The organism is Pseudomonas sp. LFS074 (assembly GCF_047978165.1).
In the GTDB taxonomy this organism is placed as follows: domain Bacteria; phylum Pseudomonadota; class Gammaproteobacteria; order Pseudomonadales; family Pseudomonadaceae; genus Aquipseudomonas; species Aquipseudomonas putida_P.
Genome location: NZ_JBFPFV010000001.1, coordinates 415,071 through 426,849 on the forward strand (window position 1 = coordinate 415,071; position 11,779 = coordinate 426,849).

General features: G+C 62.7%; 10 protein-coding genes. 9 read left to right on the forward strand and 1 reads right to left on the reverse strand.

Annotation, left to right across the window (positions count from 1 at the left end; translation table 11 throughout):
• Window positions 1-56 precede the first annotated feature (56 nt).
• The 9 genes from bioB (at window position 57) to ACNQP3_RS01880 (ending at window position 10,419) form a co-directional block, all read left to right on the forward strand.
• Entirely contained in the window at window positions 57-1,115 is a 1,059-nt protein-coding gene (gene bioB, locus ACNQP3_RS01840; RefSeq protein ID WP_012270162.1) for a biotin synthase BioB, read from the forward strand.
• A 1-nt stretch (window position 1,116) separates the two neighbouring features.
• Window positions 1,117-2,289, forward strand: coding sequence for an 8-amino-7-oxononanoate synthase (bioF, locus tag ACNQP3_RS01845; RefSeq protein ID WP_012270163.1), 1,173 nt, complete (start codon window positions 1,117-1,119; stop codon window positions 2,287-2,289).
• On the forward strand, window positions 2,282-3,013 hold the full coding sequence (locus ACNQP3_RS01850; RefSeq protein ID WP_012270164.1) for an alpha/beta fold hydrolase: 732 nt from the start codon (window positions 2,282-2,284) through the stop codon (window positions 3,011-3,013). The genes bioF and ACNQP3_RS01850 overlap by 8 nt, the downstream gene beginning before the upstream one ends.
• Window positions 3,006-3,824: a malonyl-ACP O-methyltransferase BioC gene (bioC, locus tag ACNQP3_RS01855; protein ID WP_012270165.1), complete on the forward strand. Its 819-nt coding sequence runs from the start codon at window positions 3,006-3,008 to the stop codon at window positions 3,822-3,824. The genes ACNQP3_RS01850 and bioC overlap by 8 nt, the downstream gene beginning before the upstream one ends.
• A gap of 10 nt (window positions 3,825-3,834) precedes the next feature.
• Window positions 3,835-4,515 (forward strand): dethiobiotin synthase, encoded by a 681-nt coding sequence (bioD, locus tag ACNQP3_RS01860; RefSeq protein ID WP_012270166.1) that lies wholly within the window; start codon window positions 3,835-3,837, stop codon window positions 4,513-4,515.
• A gap of 142 nt (window positions 4,516-4,657) precedes the next feature.
• Window positions 4,658-4,954 carry a hypothetical protein gene (locus tag ACNQP3_RS01865; RefSeq protein ID WP_012270167.1) on the forward strand — a complete coding sequence of 99 codons (297 nt, stop codon included), beginning with the start codon at window positions 4,658-4,660 and terminating at the stop codon, window positions 4,952-4,954.
• A 289-nt stretch (window positions 4,955-5,243) separates the two neighbouring features.
• Window positions 5,244-7,049 (forward strand): phenylacyl-CoA dehydrogenase, encoded by a 1,806-nt coding sequence (locus ACNQP3_RS01870; RefSeq protein ID WP_012270168.1) that lies wholly within the window; start codon window positions 5,244-5,246, stop codon window positions 7,047-7,049.
• Window positions 7,050-7,232: 183 nt separating this feature from the next.
• Complete coding sequence (locus tag ACNQP3_RS01875) at window positions 7,233-8,516, forward strand: sensor domain-containing diguanylate cyclase (RefSeq protein ID WP_012270169.1); 1,284 nt, start codon at window positions 7,233-7,235, stop codon at window positions 8,514-8,516.
• Between the two features lie 124 nt (window positions 8,517-8,640).
• Window positions 8,641-10,419, forward strand: coding sequence for an acyl-CoA dehydrogenase C-terminal domain-containing protein (locus tag ACNQP3_RS01880; protein WP_012270170.1), 1,779 nt, complete (start codon window positions 8,641-8,643; stop codon window positions 10,417-10,419).
• A gap of 368 nt (window positions 10,420-10,787) precedes the next feature.
• On the opposite strand, the gene ACNQP3_RS01885 is transcribed toward ACNQP3_RS01880, so the two are convergent.
• Window positions 10,788-11,711 (reverse strand): LysR family transcriptional regulator, encoded by a 924-nt coding sequence (locus ACNQP3_RS01885; protein ID WP_012270171.1) that lies wholly within the window; start codon window positions 11,709-11,711, stop codon window positions 10,788-10,790.
• Window positions 11,712-11,779 lie beyond the last annotated feature (68 nt).

Below are 11,779 nucleotides of genomic sequence, written 5' to 3' on the forward strand. Positions count from 1 at the left end.
GCGCTGGCGGGCTTTCCTGTCCCGGCGCCAGCTACAGCCTAAACAAGGAAACGCCGATGAGCGCCAGCACAACTGCAACAACACGTCACGACTGGTCCCTGGCCGAGGTCAAGGCGCTGTTCCAGCAACCGTTCAATGACTTGCTGTTCCAGGCGCAGACCGTACACCGCGCGCATTTCGACCCAAACCGCGTGCAGGTTTCGACTTTGCTGTCGATCAAGACCGGTGCCTGCCCGGAAGATTGCAAATATTGTCCCCAGTCCGGCCACTACAACACCGGGCTGGAAAAACAGAAACTGATGGAAGTGCAGAAGGTGCTGGAAGAGGCCGCCCGGGCCAAAGCCATCGGTTCTACCCGCTTCTGCATGGGCGCGGCTTGGAAGCACCCGTCGGCCAAAGACATGCCCTACGTGTTGGAGATGGTCAAAGGTGTGAAGGCCATGGGCCTGGAAACCTGCATGACCCTCGGCAAGCTCGACCAGGATCAGACCCTGGCCCTGGCCCAGGCTGGCCTGGACTACTACAACCACAACCTCGACACCTCGCCGGAGTTCTACGGCAGCATCATCACCACCCGCACCTATGGCGAGCGCCTGCAGACCCTGGCCTACGTGCGCGATGCTGGAATGAAGATCTGCTCCGGTGGCATCCTGGGCATGGGCGAGTCGCTGGACGACCGCGCCGGCCTGCTGATCCAGCTGGCCAACCTGCCCGAGCACCCGGAATCGGTACCGATCAACATGCTGGTCAAGGTGGCCGGCACACCGCTGGCCGAGGAAGAAGACGTCGACCCGTTCGACTTCATTCGCATGCTGGCCGTGGCCCGTATCCTCATGCCCAAGTCGCACGTGCGTCTGTCCGCAGGCCGCGAGCAGATGAACGAGCAGATGCAGGCCTTGGCCTTCATGGCTGGCGCCAACTCGATTTTCTACGGCGAAAAACTGCTGACTACCGCCAACCCGCAGGCCGACAAGGACATGCAACTGTTCGCACGCCTGGGCATCAAGCCCGAAGCGCGGGAAGAGCACGCCGATGAAGTGCATCAGGCGGCCATCGAGCAGGCGCTGGTCGAACAGCGCAGCAGCGAGATGTTCTACAACGCTGCATCGGCCTGATATGGCCTTCGACCTGGCAGCGCGCCTGGCCGAACGGCGCGCCGCAGACCTGTATCGGCAGCGGCCACTATTGGAAAGCCCACAGGGGCCGGAAGTAGTGGTCGATGGCCAACGCCTGCTGGCCTTCTGTAGCAATGACTACCTGGGTTTGGCCAACCACCCCGAGGTTATCTCTGCCTGGCAGGCCGGCGCCGAGCGCTGGGGTGTGGGCGGCGGTGCCTCGCACCTGGTGGTCGGCCACAGCACGCCGCACCACCAGGTTGAAGAGGCGCTGGCCGAACTGACCGGGCGTCCGCGCGCGCTGTTGTTCTCTACCGGCTACATGGCCAACCTGGGCGCCATCACCGCGCTGGTGGGGCAGGGTGACACGGTGCTGCAAGACCGACTGAATCATGCCTCGCTGTTGGATGGCGGGTTGCTCAGCGGTGCGCGCTTCAACCGCTACTTGCACAACGACTCAGCGAGCCTGGCCAGCCGCCTGGACAAGGCCGTCGGCAATACCCTGGTGGTGACTGATGGTGTGTTCAGCATGGACGGCGACCTGGCCGACCTGCCGGCGCTGGCCGATGTCGCCCGTGGCCGTGGCGCCTGGTTGATGGTCGACGATGCCCATGGCCTGGGTACCTTGGGCGCACAAGGCGGCGGTATCGTCGAGCACTTCGGCCTGGGCGTGGCTGATGTACCGGTCTTGATCGGCACGCTGGGCAAGGCCTGCGGTACCGCAGGTGCCTTTGTTGCCGGCAGCGAAGATCTGATCGAGGCACTGGTGCAGTTCGCCCGGCCCTACATCTACACCACCAGCCAGCCACCGGCGCTGGCCTGCGCTACGCTCAAAAGCCTGGAGCTGCTGCGCCGCGAAACCTGGCGCCGTGAGCACCTGGCCGCGTTGATTCGCCAGTTCCGCGAAGGCGCGCAGCAGATCGGGCTGCAACTGATGGACAGCCCGACGCCGATCCAGCCCATCGTGATCGGCGACAGTGCGCAGGCCTTGCGCCTGTCACGCATGCTGCGCGAGCGCGGCTTGCTGGTGACGGCTATCCGTCCGCCTACCGTGCCGGCGGGTAGCGCCCGTCTGCGGGTAACCTTGAGCGCCGCGCACAGCGAGGCGCAGGTGCAGCTATTGTTGAATGCATTGGCCGAGTGTTATCCACAACTGGAGAACGCCGATGCGTAATCGACTTGTTCTGCTGCCTGGTTGGGGCCTGGGCATTGCTGCCCTTGAGCCGCTGGCAGCCAGCCTGCGCGCCCAGGACGCCCGCCTGCAGGTAGAGCTGATGCCCTTGCCGGAATTGCCTCACAGCGATGTGGAGGGCTGGCTTGACCACCTCGACCGCAAGTTGCCGGCGGATGTCTGGCTGGGCGGCTGGTCGTTAGGCGGCATGCTCGCCAGCGCCCTCGCGCACAAGCGTGGCGACCACTGCTGCGGCCTGCTGACCCTGGCCAGCAACCCCTGTTTCGTGGCCCGCGCGGACTGGCCGCATGGCATGGCCGAAGACACCTTCGGCACCTTCCTCGACGGCTGCCGCAGCCATACCCAGGTCACCCTCAAGCGCTTCCGTACCTTGTGCAGCGATGGCGCCCTGCAACCACGCACCTTGCTGCGCCAACTGGGTGTCGGCGTGCCGGACACCGACCCGCTGTACCTGGCCACCGGCCTTGAGGTGCTGGCCAAGCTGGACACTCGCGAAGCCCTGCAGGCCTATGGCGGCCCGCAGTTGCACCTGTTCGCCGGCAGCGATGCGCTGGTGCCGGCAGAGGCGGCGAAGGCCTTGAGCGAGCTGTTGCCCGATGTGGAAGTGGGCCTGGTCGAAGACAGTTCCCACGCCTTCCTGTTGGAGTACCCGCAGGAGTTGGCGGCGGGCATCAAGAGTTTCCTGCATGAGAGTGGCGATGACTGATCTTTCCCGTCCGACCCTACCCGGTGCATTGCCCGACAAACGCCAGGTAGCGGCTTCGTTCTCCCGCGCGGCAGCCAGTTACGACAGCGTGGCTGCCTTGCAGCGTGCGGTAGGTGCGAACCTGCTGGAGCAGTTGCCTGCAGGCCTGCAGCCGTTGCATTGGCTGGACCTGGGCAGCGGCACCGGCCACTTCAGCCGCATGCTTGCTGAGCGTTTCGCCCAGGCCAGCGGCGTGGCGGTGGATATCGCCGAAGGCATGCTGCGCCATGCCCGCCATGAACAGGGCGGGGCGCAGTATCACGTGGCTGGCGACGCCGAGCGCCTGCCGCTGCGTGATGGCAGTGTCGACCTGGTGTTTTCCAGCCTGGCGGTGCAGTGGTGCGACCAGTTCGCCAGTGTGCTGGCCGAGGCGCAGCGCGTGCTGCGCCCAGGCGGTGTGCTGGCCTTCAGCAGCTTGTGCGTGGGCACCCTCGACGAACTGCGCGCCAGTTGGCAAGCGGTAGATGGGCTGGTGCATGTGAACCGCTTCCGCCGGTTCGAAGACTACCAACGCCTGTGCGCGGCCAGCGGCTTCGAACAGCTTGAGCTGCAGCGCCGCCCGCATGTGCTGCATTACCCGGACGTTCGTAGCCTGACCCACGAGCTGAAGGCTTTAGGGGCACACAATCTGAACCCTGGGCGCCCTTCCGGCCTCACCGGCAGGGCGCGCATGCAGGGCTTGTTGCAAGCCTATGAGGCATTTCGCCAGCCTGCGGGGCTGCCAGCTACCTATCAAGTGGTCTATGGTGTGTTGCGCAAGCCACAGGCGTAAGGGGAACACGATGAGCCAGGCCTATTTCATTGCCGGCACCGACACCGATGTCGGCAAGACCACCATCGCCGCCGGGCTGTTGCATGCGGCGCGCTTGCAGGGCATGAGCACGTTGGGCGCCAAACCGGTGGCCTCTGGCTGCACGATGACGCCCAAAGGCTTGCGCAATAGCGATGCCCAGGCGCTGATCGACGAAAGCACGATCAAGTTGCCCTACGAGCAGGTCAACCCGTTTGCCTTCGAGCCTGCAATTGCCCCACATGTGGCCGCGCGCGAGGCGGGGGTGACGCTGGCGGTGCCAGAGCTGTTGGCGGCTATGCGTAATGTGCTGCAACAGCATGCCGATTTCACCTTGGTGGAAGGGGCCGGTGGCTGGCGCGTGCCGCTGTCGGGCCTGGAGAATCTGTCCGACCTTGCCATTGCCCTGCAGTTGCCGGTGATTCTGGTGGTAGGCGTGCGCTTGGGTTGCATCAGCCATGCCTTGCTCAGCGCCGAGGCCATAGAACGTGACGGGTTGCAGCTGGCGGGTTGGGTGGCAAACATCATCGAGCCGCGTACTTCACGGCTGGAAGAAAACCTGGCCAGTCTGGCTGAACGCTTGCCGGCGCCTTGCCTGGGGCGGGTGCCCAAGTTGAAGCAGGCCAGCGCCGATATGGTGGCTGAGCATTTGCAGTTGGACCTGCTGGATTAGCCGTTTCCAGGCCTGGTTCTTTTGCGGGAATACCCCAGGCCTATCGACTGGCACCAGGCCATTAGGGATTTAAACGGGCCTTTTCACGCCTGGCCTGCTTTAATTGGGGCTGTTCGTCATCCAGCGTCAATGGAGTCCTGACATGGAAATCACCGGTAGCTCCGCTTATTACGCGGGCCTGAGCGCAATCCAGGCCGGCCAGAGCCGCGTCGATCAGGCCGCCGCCCAGATCGCCAACACCACCGCCGAACGTACCGCCACCAGCCAGTCCAGCGATTTTCAGGCCGAACGCCTGCGCGCGGTCGACCGCAGCCAGCAGATGGACATGGCCACCAGCATCGTGCAACAGGCAGTGGGCAAAACCGAAGTCGAACTTGGCGCAAAAGTGGTCAAGGCATCCGACGAAATGCTCGGCCGGATCATCGACACCTACGCCTGAATTCTCGGCGTTTCCCCTGCATCGCGACCCACCCCTGTGGGAGCGAGTTTGCCCACGAATGCGTTTGACCAGATACCTCTGTTTTCTGGGCGGGCCTATTCGCGGGTAAACCCGCTCCCACAGGGGTTTTTGTCATGCGATGGCATATTTGCCATTTTTCGCGGCGTAAATGGCACCATAGTCCAACCTTGACAGAACGCGGTGCTAAACGTAAGTTTCAAACAACTGTTTGATAGACGGCCGCCAAGAGCTGGTCACCCCCACAGAACTGACCCAGAGGTTCATCGCAATGCCTGATTACAAAGCCCCCTTGCGTGATATCCGCTTCGTTCGCGACGAGCTGCTTGGCTATGAGGCGCACTATCAGAGCCTGCCGGGCTGCCAGGACGCCACGCCCGACATGGTCGACGCGATCCTCGAAGAAGGTGCGAAGTTCTGTGAACAAGTGCTGTCGCCGCTGAACCGTGTGGGTGACCAGGAAGGCTGTACCTGGAGCGAATCGGGCGTTAAAACCCCGACCGGCTTCAAAGCGGCCTACGAGCAGTTCGTCGAAGGCGGCTGGCCGAGCCTGGCGCATGACGTAGAACATGGCGGCCAGGGCCTGCCGGAATCGCTGGGCCTGGCCCTGAGCGAAATGGTCGGTGGTTCGAACTGGTCGTGGGGCATGTACCCAGGCCTTTCGCATGGCGCGATGAACACCATTTCTGCGCATGGCACCCATGAGCAGCAAGAGACCTACCTGACCAAGCTGGTGTCCGGTGAGTGGACCGGCACCATGTGCCTGACCGAACCCCACTGCGGTACCGACCTGGGCATGCTGCGCACCAAGGCCGAACCACAGGCCGACGGCAGCTACAAAGTGTCGGGCACCAAGATCTTCATTTCGGCCGGTGAACACGACATGGCCGACAACATCGTCCATATCGTCCTGGCCCGCCTGCCGGACGCACCGGCTGGCACCAAAGGCATTTCGCTGTTCATCGTGCCGAAGTTCCTGCCTAACGCCGAAGGCGGCGTGGGTGAGCGCAACGGCGTGAGCTGCGGCTCCATCGAACACAAAATGGGCATCCACGGTAACGCTACCTGCGTGATGAACTTCGATGCTGCCACGGGCTACCTGATCGGCCCGGCCAACAAAGGCCTGAACTGCATGTTCACCTTCATGAACACGGCTCGCCTGGGTACCGCGCTGCAAGGCCTGGCCCACGCCGAAGTGGCGTTCCAGGGTGGCCTGAAGTACGCCCGCGAGCGCCTGCAGATGCGCTCCCTGACCGGCCCGAAAGCACCGGACAAGGCTGCCGACCCGATCATCGTCCACCCGGACGTGCGCCGCATGCTGCTGACCATGAAGGCCTTCGCCGAAGGCAACCGCGCCATGGTGTACTTCACTGCCAAGCAGGTGGACATCGTCAAGTACAGCCAGGACGAAGAAGAGCGCAAGAAGGCCGATGCCCTGCTGGCGTTCCTGACCCCGATCGCCAAGGCGTTCATGACCGAAGTCGGCTTCGAAGCCGCCAACCACGGCGTGCAGATCTACGGCGGCCACGGCTTCATCGCCGAGTGGGGCATGGAGCAGAACGTGCGCGACAGCCGTATCTCCATGTTGTACGAAGGCACCACCGGTATTCAGGCCCTCGACCTGCTGGGCCGTAAAGTGCTGATGACCCAGGGTGAAGCACTGAAGGGTTTCACCAAGATCGTGCACAAGTTCTGCCAGGCGCAGGAAGGCAACGAAGCGGTCAAAGAGTTCGTCGAACCGCTGGCGGCCATCAACAAGGAGTGGGGCGAGCTGACCATGAAAGTGGGCATGGCCGCCATGAAGGACCGCGAAGAAGTCGGTGCGGCCTCGGTCGATTACCTGATGTATTCCGGCTACGCCTGCCTGGCCTACTTCTGGGCCGACATCGCCCGCCTGGCGGCTGAGAAACTGGCTGCAGGCACCAGCGAAGAGGCGTTCTACACGGCCAAGCTGCAGACTGCGCGCTTCTACTTCCAGCGCATCCTGCCGCGTACCCGTACCCATGTGGCGACCATGCTGTCGGGTGCCAACAACCTGATGGCAATGGACGAAGAGCACTTCGGCTTGTCGTACTGATCCATCGGCTGTACCAAAAACCCGCCTGCCTTCACCGGCAGGCGGGTTTTTTGCTTTTGGGGTGCTACTGCGAATCCTGTGTAGGCGTGGCCTTGTGTCTGAACTGAATTCAACTGTTCATGTGCACTGCCGATGAAGTAGGGGCACAATGCCATTATTGATCTGCCGGGTTGGAGATTACCCTTGTTTCGTCTTAACGCTGTTCGCGCAAGCCACTTCCTGCCTTCGCTGTTCCTGTTGCTGGCAGGGCTCGCCGCAGCCTATGTGAGAGACCTCAGCGTCTTTTTCACATCGCTGTTCAATGTCTTGCCTACCTTGGTTCTGCTGCTGGGCGGCGCCTACTGCGCGGTGTACCGCCGCCAGCGTGAGCTGTTCATGATGCTTACGGTGTACATCGCCTACTTCCTGCTCGACACCCAGACCGACTTCTACCGTGACCATGGCCGCGTGCGCGAGGACGCAGCGGTAATCTTCCACCTGGTGTGCCTGCTGCTGCCGGCGCTGTTCGGGCTGTATGGCGCCTGGCAGGAACGCACTCACCTGCTGCAGGACCTGGTGGCCCGTGGTGCCGTGCTGTTTGCCGTGGGCAGCGTGGCGGTAGCCCTGGAGCAAAGTTACCCCGAGGCGTTGCTGACCTGGTTGGCTGAAATTCGCTGGCCGGCCTTGCATGGCCAGTGGATGAGCCTGATTCAGATGGTATACCCCCTGTTCATCGGCGTGTTCATCCTGCTGGTGGTGCAATACCTGCGCGCACCGCGGCCGCTGCACGCCGCGTTGATAACGGGCCTGCTGGGCATTTTCTGGATGCTGCCGCAAACCTTCATCCTGCCGTTTACCCTGAACATCATGTGCAGCCAGGTGATGCTGATGATCGCCGCAGCCGTGGCGCACGAGGCTTATCAGATGGCTTTTCGTGATGAGCTGACCGGCCTGCCGGGGCGTCGTGCGCTGAACGAACGCATGCAGCGCCTGGGACGCAACTATGTGATCGCCATGACCGATGTCGACCACTTCAAGAAATTCAACGACACCCACGGCCACGATGTGGGCGACCAGGTGCTGCGCCTGGTCGCCAGCCGCTTGTCCAAGGTCACCGGCGGTGGTCGCGCCTACCGTTATGGTGGCGAGGAGTTCGCCCTGGTCTTCGCTGGCAAGACCGCCGAAGAATGCGTACCGCATGTGGAAGCCGTGCGTGAAGTCATCGCCAACTACGTGATGCATCTGCGCGACCAGCATAACCGCCCGCAGGACGATACGGCCGGGCGTCAGCGCCGCGCTGGCAGTGGCGGCGGCACGGTCTCGGTCACCATCAGTATTGGCGTGGCCGAGCGCCATGCCGATCATCGCAACCCCGAGGCGGTGCTCAAATCCGCCGACCAGGCGCTATACAGCGCCAAAGGTGCGGGGCGCAATTGTGTCATGGTGCATGGGCAACAATCGCAGCGTGGGGCCGTGCGGACGGCGTGACCGAATAAGACTGTATGGTCGAGTGATGACCCTATGTCTCGTAAAAGTTGTTCGGTTACACTGCCAGTAACCCCAGTGTCGCGGTTCCCCGAGACCGCCCCGACCCGACTAGCGAGAGGTTGTCATGGCTGACTATAAAGCGCCCCTGCGCGACATGCGCTTCGTACTGAATGAAGTCTTCAACGTGGCCGAGCAGTGGGCGCAATTGCCCGCGCTGGCCGAGGTTGTCGACGCCGACACGGCCATGGCCGTGCTGGAAGAAGCCGGCAAAGTCACCGCCAAAACCATCGCGCCGCTTAGCCGCGCCGCCGATGAAGAGGGCTGCCACTGGGACAATGGTGCAGTGCGCACCCCAGCTGGCTTCATCGAGGCCTACAACACCTATGCCGAAGGCGGCTGGGTGGGCGTGGGCGGCGACCCGCTGTTCGGTGGCATGGGCATGCCCAAGGCCATCTCGGCGCAGGTCGAGGAAATGGTCAACGCTTCCAGCCTGGCCTTCGGCCTGTACCCGATGCTGACCGCTGGCGCCTGCCTGTCGATCAACGCCCACGCCAGCGAAGCCTTGAAGGAAAAATACCTGCCGAACATGTACGCCGGTGTGTGGGCAGGTTCCATGTGCCTGACCGAGCCACATGCCGGTACCGACCTGGGCATCATCCGCACCAAGGCCGAGCCCCAGGCTGATGGCAGCTACAAGGTCAGCGGCACCAAGATCTTCATCACTGGTGGCGAGCACGACCTGACCGAGAACATCATCCACCTGGTGTTGGCCAAGCTGCCAGATGCACCGGCGGGGCCAAAAGGCATTTCGCTGTTCCTGGTGCCGAAGTTCCTGGTCAATGAGGACGGCAGCCTCGGCGCGCGCAACCCGGCCACCTGCGGTTCGATCGAGCACAAGATGGGCATCCAGGCCTCGGCTACCTGCGTGATGAACTTCGACGAGGCGGTCGGCTACATCGTCGGTGAGCCGAACAAGGGCCTGGCGGCCATGTTCACCATGATGAACTACGAGCGCCTGGGTGTTGGCATCCAGGGCCTGGCCTCGGCCGAACGCTCCTACCAGAACGCCGTGGAGTACGCCCGCGACCGCCTGCAGAGCCGCGCCCCGACCGGCCCGCAAGCCAAGGACAAGGCCGCCGACCCGATCATTGTCCATCCAGACGTGCGCCGCATGCTGTTGACCATGAAGGCGCTGATCGAGGGTGGCCGCGCCTTCTCCACCTACGTGGCCATGCAGCTGGACAGTGCCAAGTACAGCGAAGACGCCAACGTACGCAAACGCAGCGAAGAGCTGGTGGCACTGCTGACGCCGGTGGCCAAGGCGTTCCTCACCGACCTGGGCCTGGAGTGCGCGGTGCACGGCCAGCAGGTATTCGGCGGGCATGGCTATATCCGTGAGTGGGGCCAGGAGCAGCTGGTGCGTGATGTGCGTATTACGCAGATCTACGAAGGCACCAACGGTATCCAGGCGTTGGACCTGATGGGGCGCAAGGTGGTGGCCAGCGGTGGGGCGTACTACCGCTTGTTCTCCGACGAGATTCGCCAGTTCATTGCCAGCGCAGATGGCGCACTAGACGAATTTGCCAAGCCTTTGGCGGTCTGCCTCGACCAGCTCGACGGGTTGACCGAATGGGTGCTGGAACAGGCCAAAGGTAACCCGAATGAAATTGGCGCGGCTTCGGTCGAGTACCTGCATGCTTTTGGCTATGTCGCGTATGGCTACATGTGGGCACTGATGGCGCGGGCGGCCAAGGCGGGTGAGGGCGATGAGGCGTTCTACTCGGGCAAGCTGGGGACTGCGCGGTTCTACTTTGCGCGCTTGCTGCCACGGGTGGATTCGCTGGTGGCTTCGGTGAAGGCGGGGAGTGAGTCGCTGTACCTGCTGGATGCTGAGCAGTTCTGACAGATCTTGGGGCCGCTTTGCGGCCCATCGCGACGCAAGGCCGCTCCTACAGGGCGCAAGGCTTATGCGGTCCTTGTAGGAGCGGCCTTGTGTCGCGATGGGCTGCGCAGCAGCCCCAATTCCCGGTGTGTCTGGGAATAGGTCCTCTTTGTAAGCTTTTTCCTACACGACGTGGTGACTTTTCACCACTGGTCTCAGATTGGATCCACGGTTAATCTTTACCACATGGACGTTGCGCAGGAAGCGCAAAGGACAGATCAAGGAAGACGACGAAGGACCACCTGCCAGGATGGCGGGGCGATACGGATGTCACAGGGAAACAGTCTGGAAAACCCCGCTTCGGCGGGGTTTTCTTTGTGCGCGTTTTTTCAGGCCAGCACATCCAGCGGTGACGCCCCCAAAAGGCGGGCATCGGTCTCTTCCTCCAGCAGCGTGCGCAACAACTCCACAGAGGCCTGCTGGCGCTGGGCATCGCGGAACACCAGGCCAACCTTCAGCGGCACGCGCGGCTCGCTCAACGGCTTCCACAGCAGCCCCTGGTCATCTTCGGCGGCCTCCTTGGCCCGCCCCGGCAGAATAGTGGCCAGCGCCGTGTGCGCCAGGCTGTCGAGAATCCCCGCCATGTTGTTCATCTCGGCCTGTACCTGCGGCCGTCGGCCCTGACTGGCCAGCTGCGCCTGCCAGATCTGTCGGATCTGGAACTCCTCGCCCAACATCAGCATGGGCAGCTCGGCGGCCTGGCGGATGGACACCTTCTTGAAGTCCTTCAATGGGTGGGTATCGGGGATCACCAGTTGCAACTCATCTTCGTACAGCAGCAGGCCATGCAGCCCTGGCTGGCGCGGCGGCAGGTAGCTGATACCGATGTCCAGGCTGCCGTTGAGCAAGCGCCGCTCGATCTCCAGCCCTGACAATTCGTAAATCTGCACCACCAGATGAGGCTGAGCCTTGCGCAGCCGTTCAAGCAGCTGCGGTACCAGGCTGGGGCGCACGGTTTGCAGCACACCGATGGCCAAGGTACGCAGCGACTGGCCTTTGAAATTGCGCATGGCCTCGTGAGCACGCTGCAGGCCGTCGAGCAACGGCAAGGCATGGTTGTACAGGGTGTGGGCGGCCAGGGTCGGTAGCAGGCGCTTGTTGCTGCGCTCGAACAGGCTCAGGTCGAGGCTGTGCTCCAGCTGACGGATCTGTTGGGAAAGCGCAGGCTGGGACAGCGACAGGCGTTCGGCGGCACGGCCCACGTGGCCTTCTTCATACACCGCGACGAAATAACGCAGTTGGCGGAAATCCATAAGTAACGCTTATCAAAAATACTGGAAAAACGAAATGGTCGAAAACCCTTGTGAAGCCTAGTCTATCG

Excerpts from the sequence above, each read along its gene's own strand:
- bioB (WP_012270162.1), top strand. The coding sequence starts at position 57 with ATGAGCGCCAGCACAACTGCAACAACACGTCACGACTGGTCCCTGGCC.
- ACNQP3_RS01880 (WP_012270170.1), top strand. The coding sequence starts at position 8,641 with ATGGCTGACTATAAAGCGCCCCTGCGCGACATGCGCTTCGTACTGAAT.
- bioD (WP_012270166.1), top strand. The coding sequence starts at position 3,835 with ATGAGCCAGGCCTATTTCATTGCCGGCACCGACACCGATGTCGGCAAG.
- bioF (WP_012270163.1), top strand. The coding sequence starts at position 1,117 with ATGGCCTTCGACCTGGCAGCGCGCCTGGCCGAACGGCGCGCCGCAGAC.
- ACNQP3_RS01885 (WP_012270171.1), bottom strand. The coding sequence starts at position 11,711 with ATGGATTTCCGCCAACTGCGTTATTTCGTCGCGGTGTATGAAGAAGGC.
- ACNQP3_RS01865 (WP_012270167.1), top strand. The coding sequence starts at position 4,658 with ATGGAAATCACCGGTAGCTCCGCTTATTACGCGGGCCTGAGCGCAATC.
- ACNQP3_RS01870 (WP_012270168.1), top strand. The coding sequence starts at position 5,244 with ATGCCTGATTACAAAGCCCCCTTGCGTGATATCCGCTTCGTTCGCGAC.
- ACNQP3_RS01850 (WP_012270164.1), top strand. The coding sequence starts at position 2,282 with ATGCGTAATCGACTTGTTCTGCTGCCTGGTTGGGGCCTGGGCATTGCT.
- bioC (WP_012270165.1), top strand. The coding sequence starts at position 3,006 with ATGACTGATCTTTCCCGTCCGACCCTACCCGGTGCATTGCCCGACAAA.